The following is an 18,042-nucleotide window of genomic DNA, read 5'->3' on the forward strand; positions in this document are numbered from 1 at the left end:
ATTCCCGGTGTGTTGGCGGAGTGCTTGATGCGGATTCTGGTTTTTCTTTTGATGAGCGTGCTTAGCGCCCCGGTGCTGGCCGGCAACGCCCAGGTGGCGGTGGCCGCCAACTTTGCGCAAACGCTCAAACAACTGATCCCGCTGTACACAAAGGGCCACCCGGATGACCGGATCGGCGTGACCGTGGCCTCCACCGGCAAGCTGGCGGCACAAATTCGCCAGGGCGCCCCTTACGATATCTTCCTCGCGGCCGACCAGCGCCGCCCCGCTGAACTGGCGCAAGAAGGCTTGTTACTCCCGGCGTCGATCCGCACCTATGCCCAGGGCATTCTGGTGCTGTGGACGCCGACCCGTGGCGTTCCGTTGGGGCCCGAGAGTTTGCGTCAGGGTAATGTGCAGCCATTGGCGCTGGCGAATGCGCGTACCGCTCCCTATGGCGTGGCGGCGGAAGCGGTCCTGGCGCGGGTGAATCTGCCCGTGGCCGTCAAACAGGTAACCGCAGAGAATGTGGGGCAGAGCTATCACTTTGCCCATAGCGGGGCAGCCGCGGCGGCCTTCGTGGCCCTGAGCCAGGTACAGCAGCAGGGCGGAAGCCAGTGGCGTGTGCCGGCGGACTGGTATGCCCCCATTGTTCAGCAGGGTGGACTGCTTGGCGCGAATGCCACCGCGCAGCGTTTTTACGACTTCCTGTTCAGCCCCCAGGCGCAGACGTTGATCGACCAGGCGGGTTACCGGGTGCCTGACGATGCTTTCTGAGGGGGACTGGCTTGCTCTGGGCGTCAGTATTCAGCTGGCGCTGTTAACCACTGTGCTGCTCATGGCGCTTTGCACGCCACTGGCCTGGTGGCTGGCCCGCCGGCGCCTGCCCGGCCAGGCCCTGCTGGAGGCGGTGCTGGCATTGCCACTGGTGCTGCCCCCTTCGGTGCTGGGTTTTTACCTGTTGATCGGGCTGGGTCCGAGCGGGCCGGGGGGTTGGGTGGCAGAGGTATTCGAGCAGCGTTCACTGGCGTTTACCTTCACCGGGCTGGTGATCGGCTCTGTGCTCTATTCGCTGCCGTTCGTTCTGCAACCGTTGAAAAACGCGTTCTCCGCCATTGATTCACAGCAACTGGATATGGCCGCGGTTGCCGGCGCACGGCCCCGCGACCGGTTTTTCTCCCTGGTGCTTCCCCAGTGCCGGGAGGGGTATGCCAGCGCAGCCATTTTGGGCTTTGCGCATACACTGGGCGAGTTCGGCGTGGTGTTGATGATCGGCGGCAGCCTGTCCGGGGAAACCCGGGTGGCCTCTGTGGCCCTGTATGAGCATGTGGAAGCCGGCGATTATGTCAGCGCCCATCGGCTTGCGGCAGTGTTGTTGGGCCTGTCGCTGTTGCTGCTGTGGGGACTGTTCCGCTGGCAGCGTCGCCGGCCAAATCTGGGGGCCATGCCATGAGTCTGGAGCTGTCAGTACAGGGCCAGCGGGGCAGTTTTCGATTGCAAGTGGAGGCGACATTGAAACCTCAGGGGGTGACGGTGTTGTTTGGGCCTTCCGGGGCTGGCAAGAGTTCGTTGCTTCGCATGGTGGCCGGGCTGGACCATTGCGATGGCGTGATCAGCTTTGCCGACCAGACGTGGCTGTCGGCAGACGTGGAGCTGGCGCCGTGGCAGCGGCCCATCGGCATGCTGTTTCAGCAGCCCACCCTGTTTCGCCACCTCACCGTGCAGGGCAATCTGGATTATGTGGCCCGACGTCGCCAGAGCCCGGCGGGCCAGCAAGCGCAGGTGATTGAACAAACGGGCATTGGCCCGCTGCTGGCCCGGCGGGTGGAGGGGTTGTCTGGCGGGGAAAGCCAGCGGGTGGCGCTGGCGCGGGCCTTGCTGGGGGCGCCGCAGCTGCTGCTGCTTGATGAGCCGTTGTCGGCCCTGGATGAGGCGCACAAGGGTGAGCTGTTGGACCTGATTGCCATGGCCGCGCGTAGCGTGCCGGTGCTGTACGTGACCCACAACATGGATGAGCTGCTGCGCCTGTCAGATCAGGTCTGGCTGATGGAACGCGGCCGCATTATTGCCCAGGGGCCAGCCAGCCAGGAGCTGTCGCGGCTGGATGGCTCCCTGGCTCAACGTGCGGACGCCACCGCGCTGTTGGCTGGCCTGGTGGCGGACTATGCCCGCGAGGATCATTTGCAGGGCATTACGGTGGGGGATGCCACGCTGTGGCTGCCTGTTGAGCAGCCGCTGGTTGCCGGTGAATCTGTGCGGCTGCGCATTGCCGCCCGGGATGTGAGCCTTTGCCTGAGTGCGCCGGGCGACAGCAGTATTCTCAATATTCTGCCGGCCCGGGTGATCGGCTTGCGTGAGGTGGGGCCCGGGCAATGCCTGGTTCAACTTGCCCTGGCCGGCCAGTGCATTCTGGCCCGGATTTCCGGGCGTTCTGCTCGTCAGCTTTCCCTGTTTCCCGGTGCCGACGTCTATGCCCAGATCAAGGCCGTGGCGCTGGTGTAGAACTGCGCAGGGTGGCGCCGAGGGGCGCGGTGTCTGATGGCTGCCCCGTGTCTTTCTTGTCATGTTGGTGATGCTTGCCGTCGCAGCCGGCCTGGCTACGCCAGTCGGCGGCCAACCCGAATCGTAGCTCACCGGTGGTGATGGTGCTGGTGCCCGAGAAGAAAAACATGACAACCGTAATCAACTGCAGGCACAGGATAACTCCCGGCGTCCACAGTGCGCCTAGCCCTGCGTGGAGTAACGGCTGTAAATCACTATGTGCGGGCAGGGCGATGCTGATAGCCACACCGTACAACGCGGCGAGCAATGCCATCAGCTGATAGACCGAGAACAGCTTGCTGCCCCCACGGTAATCCGCCCGCAGTGTTTCCGAATACACCCGCCAAAGCTGGCTACCTACCAGGCTCAAGGCAAAGGCCAGAGCAAATAACTGGTGGAAGAACAGGGCGCTGCATAACAATGCCAGCGCCGTGTAGAGCACGCAGGTCACCGCCTGAATGGGAATGACCTTTACGGCTTCCATTTCCCCGGCAAAGGCGATTTTTTTGGTTTTGCCGATAAAGACATGGTTGAGCGTGGCAAACATGCGCCGGGCCCAGGTGGGAGCATCTTTGAGGGCCTTGCCGTAGCAGCAGCCGAAACTGATACAGGCCAGTCGACCGATCCCTTCCCCCATCACATAGGCGATGGACATGGCTGCCAGCATGGGCAGAGTGGGCAGCGGCGTGTCCCACCAGTGCTGGCTGGCCTTGTCCGCCAGCCACAGGAATATGGGTGCAATGATAATACCCACGAAACTGGCGCCGCCGACGGTAAAGCCGTGGCGATTTTTCTCTACCACTGTGGCGATAATCTTGGCTGCCGGCAGGCAAATGGCGAGTACCCCGAGGGTCAGGAGTACGGTGGTCATCAGTGAAACGCCGACGGCGGCAGTGAGAAGAATAAAAGTGGCAACGCCGAACCCGCCGGCCAGGCCGGTAAATAAACCATAGAAGGTCAGATTCAGGCCCTGCCAGGAACCGTCACCGTTTTTCTTCAAGGGCAGTGACGCGACAAATTGCCAGCGTTCCTCGGGAAGGTGGCGGAACAATTGACGAAATCCAAGCCCGAACAGCAGGGCACAGACGAGCAGAAACAGATCTGCAGCCATGAGCTAGCTCCTTAGACGGTTTCCGCCAAGGGTGTCGCCACAAGGGTGCGAATGAATGACAGCGCGGTGACGCTTCAGTGACAGCGTAAGTGCTATGCGTGAAAAGGATGGATGGGGACAAAGGAAACGGTGGGGGAAATCAGTCGCGGTTACGCAGAAAGCTCTCTGCCGCTTGCACGATCAACTCGGTGACAGAACGGTCTTCCATCAGTGCCTGCATTTTCAGGCGCTTGTGTAAATCGGCGGGAATGTCCGCGGTGAGACGCCGGTAGCCTTCACGAACAGCACCTTGCCGCGCGGTTGCCTGCCGCGACGCGCTGGCCACCTTTTTCGGGGCAGCAGCCCGCTTGCGAGGGCGCTTTTTCTCTTCAATAGTAACGAAATCGATCTGTTCCATGGATGCTGCTGTGGGCCGGCAAAGATGGTGGTCAGGTTACTGGAAAGCGGTGTAAATGGACAGGATTGGCGCTTAAATTTATAGTGCAAAAAATAGTGTAAGAAGAGAGTTGGACGCTCGGGGAGCCGACAACAAAAAGCAGAAAAACACTGGGGACGACATGGAAAAGGTGGATGTGCTGGTCATCGGCAGTGGCTTCGGGGGCGCTGTGATGGCATGCCGACTGGCCGAGAAGGGAAGCAAGGTGGTGGTGCTGGAGCGGGGCAGGCGCTGGTTGCCTGGTGATTACCCGTCCGTGTCCCAGACAGACTGGCTTTGGGATGAAGATGAGCCGGAAAAACAAAACGGCTGGATTGATTTTCGCAATTTCGGTGACATGAGTATTGCCATGGGGGCCGGGGTTGGCGGTGGCTCGCTGATTTATGCCAACGTCAGTATTGAAGCCAAACCCGAGGCCTTCGAGCAGGGTTGGCCTGAGGCGATTGATTACGCCACCCTGAAACCTTATTACGACATCACTGGCGTGATGCTCAATGTGCAGACATTGCCTGCGAGCCAGTGGACGCCACGCACCCACCTGATGAAAGAAGCGGCGGAGGCGGTCGGCGCCGGGGACCGTTTCACCGTGGTACCCCAGGCGATTACGTTTGATCCAGAGTGGCGCGCGGAAAACGACGATTCGTTCGATTACCGCCATAGTAAAAGCTGGGTCAACGCCCAGGGCAAAGAGCAGGGCACTTGCACCCATTGCGGCAATTGCGATCTGGGTTGCCCGGTGAAAGCCAAGAATACCCTGGATCTCAATTATCTGGCGGCGGCGGAAAGTGCTGGTGCGCAGATTCGTCCGTTGCATCACGTGCGCACGATTCGGCCGCTGGCCTCGGGGGGCTATGAAGTGCAGGCCATGGATCTGGATGCGCGGGGCTGGCGCGGTTTCCGGGCTGACAAGGTGATCGTGGCTGCTGGCTCCATGGGTTCCACCGAACTGTTACTGCGCTGCCGGGATCAGTTCAAGACGCTGCCCAAACTCAGCCGTAAGCTCGGGCACAACTGGAGCAGTAATGGCGATTTTGCCACGGCGGCTTTCTATGAAGATCGTCAGATTTCACCTACGCGGGGCCCGACCATCACCAGCGCCATCGATTACCTGGATGGCTCGGACAATGGCGCCCGGTATTTTGTGGAAGACGGAGGCTTGCCGGATATTCTTGGCAGCTGGCTGGAGCGTTTGGGCAAGCAGTCCCGGTTTGCCGGCAGCCGGCTGGGTGCGGCCATGCTGAAATATGGCGACAGCAGTAACCCCTTTGGCAAAATGATGCCCTGGTTTGGTCAGGCCATGGATGATCCCGGTGGCACCTTTTCTCTGGGCCGGCGCTGGTACTGGCCATGGAAGCGTGATCGCCTGAAGCTCAAGTGGGATTATCGCAAGGCAGAAAAGGCAGTGCAGGGGCTGGCCGATCGACATTTGTCACTGACGGCTGCCACCGGGGGCAACCCGATGACACCCGCTACCTGGACCTGGTTCAAGAATCTGGTCACACCGCATCCACTGGGTGGCTGCAATATGGCGGATTCTGTGGAACAGGGGGTGGTGAACCATGCCGGGGAAGTGTTCAACTATCCTGGTCTCTATGTGGTGGATGGCGCCATGGTGCCTCGGGCTTTGGGCCTGAACCCGTCACGGACCATTGCGGCGCTGGCGGAGTATTGTGCGGCGCAGATGGATTGAATCTTGTGCCTGAAAACTGAATTGCCTGAAGGGAGAAACGCAACAGCATGAGTGATGCTCGTTTCCATATCGTGTTTTCCGGGAAGCTGGTCGGTGGTGCTGACCTGGCCACGGTGAAGAGCAATCTGGGGCGTTTGTTCAAGATGGACAGCGCCCGGGTTGAGAAACTGTTTTCCGGCCAGCCAGTGGTGATCAAGAAAGATGCTGATCAGGCCACGGCCATGAAGTTTCGGGCGCTGATGAAGCAGGCCGGGGCGGAATGTGAAATTCGCCCTGTCTCCGGTGGCGAGAAACCGCCGGTGCCTGCGCAGCCGGCTGCTGCGCCATCAGCAGCACCTGCACCGGCGACGGAATCTTCCGACTCAGCCGTATCGGCCAGCCCCAGGGAGCAGAACAGCGGTGATCTGGAGACCGTGGGAACTATTCGTACCGGGGGCACCGGCTTCTCTGGTGCGTTTTCCGTGGCGGATGTGGGTGAGGATATGGATAACGCAACCCGCGCGCCTGCACCACCGGCCCCTGATGTAAGCCACCTGAGCATGGCGGCGCCCGGGGAAGACCTGGGCCAGCGCACCCAGGCGCCACCACCGGCGCAACCGGATGTCAGCCACCTTTCCCTTAAAGACGACTAAGGAACCTCTGAATAATTCCTTTTGGGCTTTGTCACGGTATTGAGTGATGGACTGGGAGTGATGAGCGGATCCCGGCTCTTGTGCCATGATCCGCTGCGGGTTACGTGTCCAGCAAAGTGCGAGGCACTACTGAGATCCAATCAAGCGGTTCACAATGTGCTGTTCACGCTAACGGTGAAGCGTTCCTTTACGGGGCTGAGGCGGCCTGGAGCCCAGCGCTGTCCCGGTTCATTTCGTTGAGCTGATCGAGCAACTTGTGACGACCCTGAAGGGCAGGGTACACCGGGCTTTCCGGCGGAACAGAGACCATCAGGGCTTGCAGCTTCTGCCGGGCGGCCGGGATGTCGCGCTGACGGATCAGCTGGTTCAGTTCAGCAAATGCCTGATTGTCCTTGTCCATTTGATCAAGGTCGGTGAGCTGCTGCGCATTACCGGTCAGTGCCCGCGCCCGCTTGATGGCAGAACGCGCCCCTCGAGTGTCGCCGAGTGTCAGCAGCTCTTCGATAGCCATGAAATTCGCGCTCAGATCCACTGGCGCACTGTCGGTTGGCGCGGCTTGCTGTGCATCGTCGGCGTTAGTGGGGCTTTCTGTTTGTGAAGGTGGCGGTGAAGCTGATGGTGGCGTTGGTGCGGCACGGTCGGGCGTGGCCTGCGTGGAGGTATCTGGCGCTGCCGGTGCGTTGCCGGATTCTGTCAGCGTTACCTGCCAGTGGCCCAATTCGCAACCCGGGGCACCGGTGACGGAAACGCCCCAGGTGTCGCCCGCTTTCATGCCCAGGCCGGTAAGTGTTTTCGACGACCAGGTCCGCCAGAAATCCGAACCAATCTCCAAGGTGACATCCACAAAGGGTTCACCATTGAGCGACCAGTGGTGGTAGAGGGTTTGATTGCTGCCGTCATGCACTTCGGTATAAAAGAGCAGCTCTGCGGTATCTACAGGTACCTGGCTGACGGTGTTGATGGGTTCACGGTTTTCGACCGCAGTGGTGAAGCTGGCCCGGGCCAGTGTCGGGCAGGCAGGCTGGGATTCGGTTTGAGCCATCGCCAGCACTGGCGTCAGTAAACTTGCCAAAAGAATGACGCGCACGCGTTCCCCCTAGTAATGATGTTCTGGTGGCTACATGGTTTTTGTATCGGTAGCTCACCCTGCAAGCCTAGAGGCTTGGCACGGGTACGGCGTGGAACTGGGTCACGTTACGTCTGACGACAGTGATCAGTGGGGCAAGAGGCCGGGTCAGCGGACAAGGCGTTATTCAGAGGTTCCCTGGGATTCGCCGCCTTCATCCGGCCCGTGAAAACATAAAAACAGTTCTTCAATCAGCTCCGGAATGCCCAGGGCCATCTGGCGCACGACCTGGGTGTTCTCCCACAGGGCGTCCAGCTCTTCATCTTCATCAAGACCGGAAATTAGAATGAAGGGCAACAGCAGATTGACGACGGTTTCCTCGTCGTGCTCGTACCAGAGGGACTCATTCACGAAAACGCCGGTCATGAAACCGGCACACCAGCTGGCCAGGTCCTGGCCATCTTCTTCCTGATAGGGATCGAGCAGGCAGGGCAGGTTCACTGTTTCGCCGCTGAGTAACTGGGTCACCAGACGTTGGCGCAGTTGGTTGAGGGCGGATGCCACCTCGTCCGGGACCGGCATTTCCAGCTCATGGGCGTAGTCGACCCGGGAATCGTCATCGCCCTGCGGGCGTGCGGCCAGGGCACACAGCATGCCGTGAATTTCCGTCCAGGTCGGCGCGTCTTCCCCCAGGCTGGCGAAATGTTGGCGGACCGTGTTTTTCAGACTTGGGTTGGTAATCTCAGACATGCTTTTCTCCCGGTGGCGAGCAAGCATACCGATAGACGGGCCGCGCCTCCACCGTCCTGTTGTACTGGTCTGGTCAGCCCGCTTGCTGGATACGGTTTCTGCCCAGGTGCTTGGCTTCATACAAGGCGTTATCCGCGCGCTTTATGAATTGCTCAGCGCTTTCCCCGGGCTGGTAATGCGTTAGCCCGGCAGAAAACGCGCTGCTTAATTCTCCGGCAAAGGCATAGCGCTGTTCGGAAAAACTGTGTCGCAACCGTTCCAGCGCGGCCAGGCAGGCCTGGCTGCTGGTGTGAGGGAACAGCACCACGAACTCTTCGCCGCCGTAACGGGCCAGCAGGTCGGACTTGCGCAACCCCATGGCCGCGAGCTGCGCAAAGCGATGCAACACTTCGTCGCCGGCGTGATGGCCATAGGTGTCGTTGACCCGTTTGAAGTGGTCCAGGTCGATAATCGCCAGGTGCAGCGGGCTGCTCTCCCGGTTGGCGCGGGACATCTCTTCTTCCAGACGTTCCAGAAAGTGGCGCCGGTTATACAGGCCGGTCAGGTCGTCGCGCACGGCAATGGCGCTGAGGCGGTCGTGGGCTTCGCGTAGCCGTTCACGCTGTTCGCGTACCCGCAATTGCAGGTTGTGGATATAGCCGCCCATGTAGATAAACCAGCCCAGGCCGAGCGTGAGAATGATCCAGTGGCCGATCAGGTAGGAGAAAATGGCTTGCTGGGGGGCATTGATCCACTCGTAAATCAGCAGCCCTGTGAAGCAAAGCAGGGTGAAGGCGGCCATCAGCAGCATGCGTCGGCGATCCAGTGCGAACACACCAAAGGTCATGACCATGAAATAGATGCTCAGCATGGCGCCGCGCAGTTCGCGGGAGTAATGCAGAATGATGGTGGTCAGCAGGATGCCCACGGCCATTTGCAGAATGGTCAGGCTGGGGTCCCCGAAGCGCTCGCTGAGGCCGCTGCGAATCAGCAGGTAGAACAGGCCGTTAACGGCAAAGACCACTGCGAAGAAGGTCAGGTGTGGTGTGTTGGGTTCAAAAGCGGTGAGTTCCACACCAATGAAGGTGCCGGCCCACAATAAACAATAGGAATAGATCGCCATGATTTGGCGTTTTAGCCGGACCGCGCGCTCCGGGGGCTCTTTCGGTATCAGTGTAAACACGGACAAAAAACGCCTGACTGAAGGGTTGTTGTATTTTTGCTCAACTTTACCGTTTTTATCGTGGCAGGTCACAGACCTGTCATTGTCGGTGGTAGACAGCCAGTGACAAACTGTTGTTCAAACAACCGTTTGCTTGCCGGGATGAGGCCCTTGTATGTCCACACCGCTTTTTGACCTGACATTAACCGAAGAACAACGCATGACCCGTGAAGGGATGCGCAAGATGGTGCGCGATTCCCTGTTCCCGCAATCCCGCGCCGCCGATGACGCGGCGAAGGCGAGTGCTGAACTGTTGAACAGTATCGCCGGCTTTGGCCTGGCGCTGATGCCCATGCCGGAAGCTCTGGGTGGTGTGGGGATGCCGAGATCGCCGCTCTCCAATGCGCTGGCAGTAGAAGATCTGGCCGAAGGGGACATCTCCCATACGCTGGCAGCCTTGCAGCCCATGGCCGCCGTCAACGCTCTGGTGGATTTCGGTAGCGAAGAGCAGCAGGAGCGCTGGTTGCCTGCCATGGCGACGGAAACCTTTACGGGCGCGGCCATCGCGCTGACGGAACCGCGGGCTACTTTCGAGCCGTCGTCTCCAGCCACCACGGCACAAAGTGGCAATGGACAAGTCGTTCTCAATGGGGTGAAGAGTCTGGTGCCCCTGGCTGAGCAGTGTGAGTGGTTTGTGGTGGTGGCGGCGGAAAAGGGAGAGGTAGCTGCCTTTATCGTTCCGAAAGATGCGGCGGGGCTGACCATTCAGTCCGAAGCGTACATGGGGCTGCGCAGTGCGGAGCCAGCCACGCTGACGCTGGAATCGGTGACCGTGCCCGAGGCCGACCGGCTGCCCGGGTTTGATCTGGATCGACTGCTGGGCCTGTCCCGCATCGGACAGTGCGCGTTGGCGGTGGGCTGCTGCCAGGCGGTGATGGAATACGCGATCCCCTACGTGAATGAACGCAAGGCGTTTGGCGAGCCGATTGCGTGGCGCCAGTCCGTGGCATTCATGGTGGCTAACATGGCCATCGAGATCGAAGGGATGCGGCTGATGATGTTGCGCGCCGCCAGCCGGGCCGAACAGGGGCTCGATTTCCACAAGGAGGCCTATCTGGCGCAGCTGCTGTGCATGGAGAAGGCCATGGAAATTGGTACCAATGGTATCCAGTTGTTTGGCGGAGCGGGCTTCGTCCGCGATTACCCGCTGGAGATGTGGTACCGGAACTTGCGCAGCATTGCCGTGCTTCACGGCAGCCTGATGGTGTAGGAGAACAACATGATTAATCTGGAATTGCCTGAGAAACTCACCCAGACCCAGAAAATGGCTCAGCAGCTGGCTAGCGGCGTTTTTCGCCCCATCGCACGCAAGTACGACGCCATTGAACACTGCGATACCCCGGAAGAGCTGAAACCGGTGGCGCAGATGATGGCGGCCATGCCTCGCGGTGAAGGAAAGAGTGGCGGAAATAAAGACGGGGCCAGCGACGCAATCAAGAATGGCAGCAACATGATGGGCATCATGGGCGTAGAAGCCATGTGCTGGGGCGATGTGGGGCTGATGCTGTCGATCCCTGGCGCCAGCGGGCTGGGCAATGCTGCGATCATGGCGGTGGGCACCCCGGAGCAGAAGGAAAAGTACGGCAAGCTGTATTGCGCGATGGCGATTACTGAGCCGGGCGCGGGTTCCGATTCCGCTGCGGTTGCGACTACTGCGGTGGCCGATGGGGATGAATGGGTGCTTAACGGCGAGAAAATCTACTGCACCGCCGGGCAGCGTTGCGATGCCATTGTTGTTTGGGCCACGCTGGACAAATCCCTGGGCAAGGCGGCGATCAAGTCCTTTATCGTCCCCCGTGATAATCCCGGCGTTCAACTGGTGCGCGTGGAAGACAAAATGGGCTTGCGGGTGTCGGATACCGCCGCGCTGGCGTTCAACAATTGCCGGATTCCCAGGGATCACATCCTCGGTTCCGCCGAGGTGGGTGATACCGAAGAGGCGCGCAAGAAAGCCTTTGGCGGAGTAATGCAGACGTTCGACAACACCCGCCCCCAAGTGGCCGCCATGGCCTTGGGTGTGGCGCGCGCGGCGCTGGAAATAACCCGTGAAGTCTTTGAAAAAGAGGGGGTTGAGGCCAATTTCTCGAAACTTCCTTATAACTCAACGGCCCGCGAGCTGGAGCTTTACCGACTGGAAGCCGACCTAGAGGCCGCCCGTCTGATGACGTTGAAGGCCGCCTGGATGGCCGACAATGGCCAGCCCAATTCCCGTGAAGCCTCCATGTGTAAAGCCAAGGCGGGGCGTATGGGGAACGATGTGACCCTCAAGTGTGTGGCGTTGTGTGGTGAGCTGGGTTACTCAGAGCGCACTCTGCTGGAAAAACTGGCTCGGGATTCGAAGATCATCGATATCTTTGAAGGCACACAGCAGATCCAGCAGCTGATCGTGGCGAGACACCTGCTTGGGCTGTCGTCCAAAGAGCTGAAATAAATAATCAGCTACAAGCTACAAGCTACAAGCTACAAGCTACAAGCTACAAGCTAAGAGCGAAGAGCGAAGAGCGAAGAGCGAAGAGCGAAGAGCGCGGTTTACCGCGCTTTTTGTTTTTGGGTTGGGGCATTAAGCTTGGGGCTTTGTGGTTGTTTCAGGGAGTACTCATGGCGGAATCGCTGGCTGACAAGGTCGTCTGGATTACCGGGGCATCCTCCGGGATCGGTGAAGCCCTGGCGAAGGAATATGCTCGCCGCGGCGCCAGGCTGGTGCTGTCCGCTCGCCGGCATGAAGAGCTGGAGCGAGTGCGTGGTGGGCTGGTGAACAGCGAAGAGCACGTGGTGCTGCCGCTGGACCTTGGCCAGAGTGAGGCCATGGCGCCAGCCGTGGAGCGTGTCAGCCAGGCCTGCGGACGGCTGGACCAGGTGGTGCACAATGGCGGAATTTCCCAGCGCTCACTGGTGGCCGACACGGACCTGTCCGTGGATCGCCAGATCATGGAGGTGAATTTCTTCGGCACCGTGGCGCTGACCAAGGCCGTGCTTCCCTGGCTGAAAGAGCAGGGTGGTGGACGTTTTGTGGTGATCACATCGCTGGTGGGGGAGCTGCCAACGCCGCTGCGTAGCGCCTATAGCGCCAGCAAGCACGCCTTGCATGGCTTCTTCGAGTCCCTGCGGGCGGAAGAATATGATCAGGGCATCCGGGTGACGCTGGTGATGCCCGGCTTTATTCGCACCCAGGTGTCGATCAACGCGCTTACTGCCGACGGCTCTCGCCAGGGCACCATGGACGACGCCCAGCAGACCGCCATGGCCCCGAAAGAATGCGCCAAACGGCTGGTAGAGGCCGTGCAGCGGGGCCGTGATCAGGTTATCATCGCCGGCCGCGAAGGGGCGGGCATCTACCTGAAACGCTGGGCTCCCTCGCTGTACCGTCGATTGATCCGCAAAATGAAGGTCACATAAACGCACACATGCGGCACGCAACACGGTTTCACGCAAAATCCGGTTCTCGCGTCATTCGTGTTGCATGAAGCGTGATGGCTGTTACACAGATATAGAAAGGGTTCCCATGGACACGCTGGACGCCAAACAACGGACTCGCCTCAACAAGCTGCAGAAGAAACTGCGGCGGGAAACGGGCCGCGCCATTGCTGATTTCAACATGATCAGTGAGGGTGACAAGGTGATGGTGTGTCTGTCCGGCGGCAAGGATTCCTACACCATGCTGGAGATTCTGCGCAATCTTCAGCACTCCGCGCCGGTCAATTTCGAGCTGGTGGCGGTGAATATGGACCAGAAACAACCCGGGTTCCCGGAGCACATCCTGCCCGAGTATCTGGAAAAAGAAGGCGTGGCGTACCACATTCTGGAAAAAGACACCTATTCCATCGTCAAGGAGAAGGTGCCGGAAGGAAAGACCACCTGCGGCCTGTGTTCACGCCTGCGCCGGGGCAGCCTGTACGGGTTTGCCGAGGAAATCGGTGCCAACAAAATTGCCCTCGGTCACCACCGGGATGACATCGTTGAAACCCTGTTCCTGAACATGTTCTACGGCGGCAAGATGAAGGCTATGCCTCCCAAGCTGCGCAGCGATGACAACCGCAATGTGGTGATTCGCCCGCTGGCCTACTGCCGTGAGAAGGACATCATCGAGTTCTCTGCCCTGAAAGAGTACCCGATCATTCCCTGCAACCTCTGCGGTTCCCAGAAGAACCTGCAGCGACAGGTGATCAAGGACATGTTGCAGCAGTGGGACAAGCAACAGCCGGGGCGCATTGAAAATATCTTTGCTGCGGTACAGAACATCGCCCCCTCGCAGCTGGCAGACACCCGCCTGTTCGACTTTGAAAACCTGGAGCAGGGCCAGCAGCAGGGCGGTGAACAAGCTCACCGTCTGGATGTGGTTAATCTGTTCGGCTGATCAAAAAACCGGCAAATCAGACTTTGTTTACCGCTAAACATGATTCACGGCGCCGTTTCCGGTAAAATGCCGTCGCCTTATTTCAGGGCGCCCGTCTTTACGCGCCTTGAACCGTTTCCCCGGGCTTTCGCGATAATCCACACGGTGGCGCGCTGACGCCGACCGGTTGCCGGGTTTTCCCCGAACGTCCCGATTAACCAAGATTCTCTCGACCAGAAGGGTAGGAGCACCATGACCGATCGTATTCAGAAGGGTGGCCTGGAAATCGCCGCCGAACTCCATGATCTGGTAGTCAATGAGATTGCGCCGGGTACCGGCGTCGACCCGGAACACTTCTGGGCCGAGCTGGAAAGCATCCTCAATGACCTCGCCCCCAAGAACAAGGCGCTGCTGGCCAAGCGCGACGACCTGCAGAAGCAGATCGACGCCTGGCACAAGGCCCGTGCGGGGCAGGCCATCGACATGGCTGAGTACAAGCAGTTCCTGACGGATATCGGTTATCTGCTGCCCGAAGGCGAAGACTTCAACGTCACCACTGAAAACGTGGATGCCGAAATTGCCACCATCGCCGGCCCGCAGCTGGTGGTGCCGGTGAAAAACGCGCGCTTTGCCCTGAATGCCGCAAACGCCCGCTGGGGCAGCCTGTACGATGCCCTGTACGGCACCGACGTGATCTCCGACGAAGGCGGTGCCGAAAAAGGCGGCGCCTACAACCCGAAGCGTGGCGCCAAGGTGATTGCCTGGGCCCGTGACTTCCTGGACAACTATTTCCCGCTGGCCAGCGGCTCTCACAAGGACAGCACCGGTTATGCCATCGAAGACGGCAAGCTGGTTGTGTCCCTGGGGTCAGAAAAAACCGGCCTGAAAGATGAATTCCAGCTGCAGGGTTACCTGGGCGATGCCGCCGCACCCACCGGGGTGCTGGTGAAGCACAACAACCTGCACGCGGAAATCCAGTTCGACGCCAGCCACCCGATCGGAGCTGACGACGCGGCCAACATGAAAGACGTGCTGCTGGAATCCGCCATCACCACCATTCAGGATTGCGAAGACTCCGTTGCCGCCGTTGACGCGGAAGACAAGGTTGAGGTGTACCGCAACTGGGCCGGTCTGATGAAAGGCGACCTGGAAGAGAGCTTCCAGAAAGGCGGCAAGACCATGACCCGCTCCATGAATGCGGATCGTGAGTACACCGCGCTGGACGGCTCTTCCCTGACCCTGCACGGTCGTTCACTGCTGCTGGTTCGCAATGTGGGCCACCTGATGACCAACCCGGCGATCCTGCATAACGGGGAAGAAACCCCGGAAGGCATCATGGATGGCATGGTTACCGTGCTGGCCGCCATGCATGACCTGAAGAACATCAACAAGGTAAGCAACAGCCGCACCGGTTCCGTCTATATCGTGAAGCCGAAAATGCACGGCCCGGAAGAAGTGGCCTTTGCGGTTGAGCTGTTCGAGCGTGTAGAAAAAGCATTAGGTTTGGCTGCTAACACATTGAAAATTGGCATTATGGATGAAGAGCGTCGCACCACTGTGAACCTGAAGGAGTGTATCCGTCAGGCCAAGGAGCGTGTCATCTTCATCAACACCGGCTTCCTGGATCGCACCGGTGACGAAATGCACACCTCCATGGAAGCGGGCCCCATGGCACCCAAGGGTGAAATGAAAGCCCTGCCGTGGATCGGCGCCTACGAAGACTGGAACGTGGACATTGGCCTGGAATGCGGCCTGAAAGGTCACGCCCAGATCGGTAAAGGCATGTGGGCCATGCCCGACGAAATGGCGCAGATGATGGCCAACAAGGCCGGTCACCCGAAAGCCGGTGCCAACTGTGCATGGGTACCGTCTCCGACTGCCGCCACGCTGCACGTGACCCACTACCATGAAATCAACGTGGCTGAGGTTCAGGAAAAGCTGGCTAGCCGCACCCGTGCGTCCCTGGACGACATCCTCACCATTCCGCTGCTGACCCGCGAGCTGACCGCCGAGGAAATCCAGCAGGAGCTGGATAACAACGCCCAGGGCATGCTGGGTTACGTGGTCCGCTGGATTGATAGTGGTGTGGGTTGCTCCAAGGTGCCGGACATCAAGGATGTGGGCCTGATGGAAGACCGCGCGACCCTGCGGATTTCCAGCCAGCACGTGGCCAACTGGCTGCACCACGGTATCTGCAGCAAAGAGCAGGTACTGGAAACCATGAAACGCATGGCGGAAGTGGTGGATCGTCAGAACGCCAACGATCCGGACTACGTGCCCATGGCCAAGGACTTCGACGGCTCCGTTGCCTTCCAGGCAGCCTGTGAGCTGGTATTCGAAGGCTGTGCACAGCCAAGCGGCTACACCGAGCCGGTTCTGCACCGTCGTCGCCGTGAGCTGAAAGCCAAGTAAGGCGTTCAGCACAACAAAGAAGCCCCGCTAGCCGGGGCTTTTTTGTGGGTGGGTTTTGCTCGGCAGGAAGGGCGCCCCCTAATCCCCGGGCTTTCTACGAAGCCGCTGTAGGCGCACCGTTCAGGGTGCGAACCTCGCGCAGCGAGGGTGCGGGTTTGTCTAGCGGGTTGATGATGGGCTCTAACCAATACGCCGAAATCGCGCCGCCAGCGACGCTCCTACAGCAGGAATCGGGGCCTCACCTGCGAGCCTGTTGCCTGCAGCTACTCTTGTTCCACCATCACCTCCAGCGGCAAAGTCATGCTTTGTTGCTGGTTTTGATAGCCTCCAATGCTCTGACGGCTGCCACTCTGTGTCACGGTGATGCTGCCCATGGGCTGCCAGCGGCCCGGGGTGACGCGCAAGGTGGTGGCGCTGTGCTGGGTGCGGGCGGTGTTGTGGCTGGCCGGTTGATCAAAGCGCTGGCTGATCTGCAGTACCACGCTGCCGTCCGGGGTCAGTTGTGGCGTCACCTGAATCCCCTGATCCAGCTGCGCGAAGGTGGTGCCGTAATAGCCACCGCTGAGCGCGACCAGGGTGCCCTGGCTCACATTGGCGGGGTAACCGCTGAGTGTACGAATCTGGTAGTGATCCTGGCGCTGCTGTTGCTGGCTTTGCTGGCCGATGCGCACCTCGCCCTGAATCACCGGCGCCTGGCCGGATTCGATTCGGCCCCGGACATTGGTATCGATGCCACCTTGTTGGCTGCTGCTGCCTTGTTGGCGTCGCAGATGCACGATCAGGGTTGAAGGGGTGGCTTCCAGGCCGCCCAGAACGCTTTGCAGCTCCTGCATGCTGGCCTCGGTGGTGCGCACAATCAGCTTGCCGCGATAGGCGCGAACGGAGCCGCCAGCCGGCAATAATGGCTCTATGACAGGAACCAGAGCGGGAGCGTCCGGGCGCTCCAGCACATGAATGCTCATATCGTCAGCCGCAGACAGGCCGGGAAGGGAAAGCATGATGATAAGCAGTGTCAGGCACAGGCGCATGGTGTCCTCGCAGAGGTCGGTGGTTCGGGGTTCCGACTCTCTCTACAGTAGCGCTGCCCGCAACGGCCCGCCAGTAGGGTGGTGGCGGTCAAATTCTGCCAGGGGCTGGCACTGGCGCCCACCATGCCTACAATGTGCGTCCCGTCAGTCGCTTCGCCAGTCAGGAATGCCATGTTTGCCAATAGCCGTGCGGTCAGCTCGAATCAGTCGGGTGTCCATGTCGATCTGGAAAAAGTGGTGCGCCGTCACCTGGCGTCGGCCTGGCGGGCTCCCATCGCCGACCACGACCGTACTGCCTTCGAGCAGGCCCGGGCCTGGCGCGCTGACCAAGGGGCAGATCGCCCTCTGATGCTGGATTCCGGTTGTGGCACGGGGCGCTCCTCCGTGCTGCTGGCGCAGACGTGCCCGGAGGCGCTGGTGATTGGTGTCGATCAATCGGCCAACCGGCTGGAGCGAGGCGGCCGCCGTTGGCTGCAGCCGCCGGATAATCTGCTGTTCCTGCGTGCGGACTGCACCGGGTTATGGCGCCTGGTGCAGCAGGCCGGCTGGCAACTTGCCCGGCACCAGATCCTATACCCGAATCCCTGGCCGAAAAGCGCCCACCTGAAGCGGCGCTGGCAGGGGCATCCAGTGTGGCCCTCTGTGCTGGCGTTGGGCGGTGAACTTGAGTTGCGCAGCAACTGGCCGGTTTATCTTGAGGAGGTTCAGGCGGCGCTGGCAATCAGTGAGATTGACGCGCTGTTGGCGCCCTTAGCGGTATACGGGGAGGCTGCTACGGATTTCGAGGAAAAGTATCTGGCCAGCGGGCAAACCGTCTGGCAGTTGACCGCAAGCCTGGCGAGGGATTGAAAGACTGTCGGATT

Annotated in this window: 17 protein-coding genes; 11 read left to right on the forward strand and 6 right to left on the reverse strand. The window is 60.1% G+C overall.

Annotated features, from left to right (window positions below; genetic code table 11):
• Nucleotides 1-27 precede the first annotated feature (27 nt).
• From modA to modC, 3 genes are read left to right on the forward strand one after another with little or no spacing between them, the layout of a single operon-like run.
• Nucleotides 28-756 carry a molybdate ABC transporter substrate-binding protein gene (modA, locus tag ADG881_RS01330; RefSeq protein ID WP_007150209.1) on the forward strand — a complete coding sequence of 243 codons (729 nt, stop codon included), beginning with the start codon at nucleotides 28-30 and terminating at the stop codon, nucleotides 754-756.
• Nucleotides 746-1,432: a molybdate ABC transporter permease subunit gene (modB, locus tag ADG881_RS01335; protein ID WP_007150925.1), complete on the forward strand. Its 687-nt coding sequence runs from the start codon at nucleotides 746-748 to the stop codon at nucleotides 1,430-1,432. The genes modA and modB overlap by 11 nt, the downstream gene beginning before the upstream one ends.
• Nucleotides 1,429-2,481 carry a molybdenum ABC transporter ATP-binding protein gene (gene modC, locus ADG881_RS01340; RefSeq protein WP_007149199.1) on the forward strand — a complete coding sequence of 351 codons (1,053 nt, stop codon included), beginning with the start codon at nucleotides 1,429-1,431 and terminating at the stop codon, nucleotides 2,479-2,481. Before modB ends, modC begins: the two co-directional genes overlap by 4 nt.
• Here the strand turns inward: modC and ADG881_RS01345 are convergent.
• Together ADG881_RS01345 and ADG881_RS01350 are read right to left on the reverse strand one after the other, a co-directional pair.
• Nucleotides 2,459-3,631 carry a prolipoprotein diacylglyceryl transferase family protein gene (locus tag ADG881_RS01345; protein ID WP_007148762.1) on the reverse strand — a complete coding sequence of 391 codons (1,173 nt, stop codon included), beginning with the start codon at nucleotides 3,629-3,631 and terminating at the stop codon, nucleotides 2,459-2,461. The genes modC and ADG881_RS01345 overlap by 23 nt on opposite strands.
• Nucleotides 3,632-3,770: 139 nt before the next feature.
• Nucleotides 3,771-4,028 carry a hypothetical protein gene (locus ADG881_RS01350; RefSeq protein WP_007148759.1) on the reverse strand — a complete coding sequence of 86 codons (258 nt, stop codon included), beginning with the start codon at nucleotides 4,026-4,028 and terminating at the stop codon, nucleotides 3,771-3,773.
• 160 nt (nucleotides 4,029-4,188) lie between these two features.
• Between ADG881_RS01350 and ADG881_RS01355 the strand changes: the two genes are divergently transcribed.
• Both ADG881_RS01355 and ADG881_RS01360 read left to right on the forward strand, forming a co-directional pair.
• Nucleotides 4,189-5,757: a GMC oxidoreductase gene (locus ADG881_RS01355; protein WP_007149381.1), complete on the forward strand. Its 1,569-nt coding sequence runs from the start codon at nucleotides 4,189-4,191 to the stop codon at nucleotides 5,755-5,757.
• A 47-nt stretch (nucleotides 5,758-5,804) separates the two neighbouring features.
• A complete protein-coding gene (locus ADG881_RS01360; RefSeq protein WP_007150170.1) occupies nucleotides 5,805-6,389 on the forward strand; it encodes a hypothetical protein in 585 nt (194 codons plus the stop codon).
• A 187-nt stretch (nucleotides 6,390-6,576) separates the two neighbouring features.
• Here ADG881_RS01360 and ADG881_RS17180 read toward each other — a convergent pair whose 3' ends face one another.
• From ADG881_RS17180 to ADG881_RS01375, 3 genes are all read right to left on the reverse strand, one after another.
• Entirely contained in the window at nucleotides 6,577-7,431 is an 855-nt protein-coding gene (locus ADG881_RS17180) for a DUF2914 domain-containing protein (RefSeq protein ID WP_050760100.1), read from the reverse strand.
• 207 nt (nucleotides 7,432-7,638) lie between these two features.
• Nucleotides 7,639-8,205: a YecA family protein gene (locus ADG881_RS01370; protein ID WP_232211664.1), complete on the reverse strand. Its 567-nt coding sequence runs from the start codon at nucleotides 8,203-8,205 to the stop codon at nucleotides 7,639-7,641.
• Nucleotides 8,206-8,278: 73 nt separating this feature from the next.
• The gene (locus tag ADG881_RS01375) at nucleotides 8,279-9,367 is read right to left on the reverse strand and encodes a GGDEF domain-containing protein (RefSeq protein WP_232211665.1); all 1,089 of its coding nucleotides are present in this window, start codon (nucleotides 9,365-9,367) and stop codon (nucleotides 8,279-8,281) included.
• A 154-nt stretch (nucleotides 9,368-9,521) separates the two neighbouring features.
• Here ADG881_RS01375 and ADG881_RS01380 point away from each other — a divergent pair, with 154 nt between their 5' ends.
• The 5 genes from ADG881_RS01380 to ADG881_RS01400 all read left to right on the forward strand — a co-directional run bounded on the left by ADG881_RS01380 (nucleotide 9,522) and on the right by ADG881_RS01400 (nucleotide 16,151).
• Nucleotides 9,522-10,616: an acyl-CoA dehydrogenase family protein gene (locus tag ADG881_RS01380; protein ID WP_007150556.1), complete on the forward strand. Its 1,095-nt coding sequence runs from the start codon at nucleotides 9,522-9,524 to the stop codon at nucleotides 10,614-10,616.
• A 9-nt stretch (nucleotides 10,617-10,625) separates the two neighbouring features.
• On the forward strand, nucleotides 10,626-11,837 hold the full coding sequence (locus ADG881_RS01385) for an acyl-CoA dehydrogenase family protein (RefSeq protein WP_007148784.1): 1,212 nt from the start codon (nucleotides 10,626-10,628) through the stop codon (nucleotides 11,835-11,837).
• Nucleotides 11,838-12,004: 167 nt separating this feature from the next.
• The gene (locus ADG881_RS01390; RefSeq protein WP_007150641.1) at nucleotides 12,005-12,802 is read left to right on the forward strand and encodes an SDR family oxidoreductase; all 798 of its coding nucleotides are present in this window, start codon (nucleotides 12,005-12,007) and stop codon (nucleotides 12,800-12,802) included.
• Nucleotides 12,803-12,908: 106 nt separating this feature from the next.
• Nucleotides 12,909-13,760, forward strand: a complete 852-nt coding sequence (gene ttcA / locus ADG881_RS01395; protein ID WP_039925904.1) for a tRNA 2-thiocytidine(32) synthetase TtcA — start codon at nucleotides 12,909-12,911, stop codon at nucleotides 13,758-13,760.
• A 231-nt stretch (nucleotides 13,761-13,991) separates the two neighbouring features.
• Nucleotides 13,992-16,151 (forward strand): malate synthase G, encoded by a 2,160-nt coding sequence (locus ADG881_RS01400; RefSeq protein WP_007148639.1) that lies wholly within the window; start codon nucleotides 13,992-13,994, stop codon nucleotides 16,149-16,151.
• A gap of 263 nt (nucleotides 16,152-16,414) precedes the next feature.
• Here ADG881_RS01400 and ADG881_RS01405 read toward each other — a convergent pair whose 3' ends face one another.
• Nucleotides 16,415-17,179 carry a hypothetical protein gene (locus ADG881_RS01405; RefSeq protein WP_007149294.1) on the reverse strand — a complete coding sequence of 255 codons (765 nt, stop codon included), beginning with the start codon at nucleotides 17,177-17,179 and terminating at the stop codon, nucleotides 16,415-16,417.
• Nucleotides 17,180-17,350: 171 nt separating this feature from the next.
• Here ADG881_RS01405 and ADG881_RS01410 point away from each other — a divergent pair, with 171 nt between their 5' ends.
• The gene (locus ADG881_RS01410; RefSeq protein ID WP_007150704.1) at nucleotides 17,351-18,028 is read left to right on the forward strand and encodes a tRNA (guanosine(46)-N(7))-methyltransferase TrmB; all 678 of its coding nucleotides are present in this window, start codon (nucleotides 17,351-17,353) and stop codon (nucleotides 18,026-18,028) included.
• The last annotated feature ends 14 nt before the right edge of the window (nucleotides 18,029-18,042 follow it).

This window comes from Alcanivorax sp. DG881, assembly GCF_000155615.1.
Taxonomy (GTDB): Bacteria; Pseudomonadota; Gammaproteobacteria; order Pseudomonadales; family Alcanivoracaceae; genus Alcanivorax.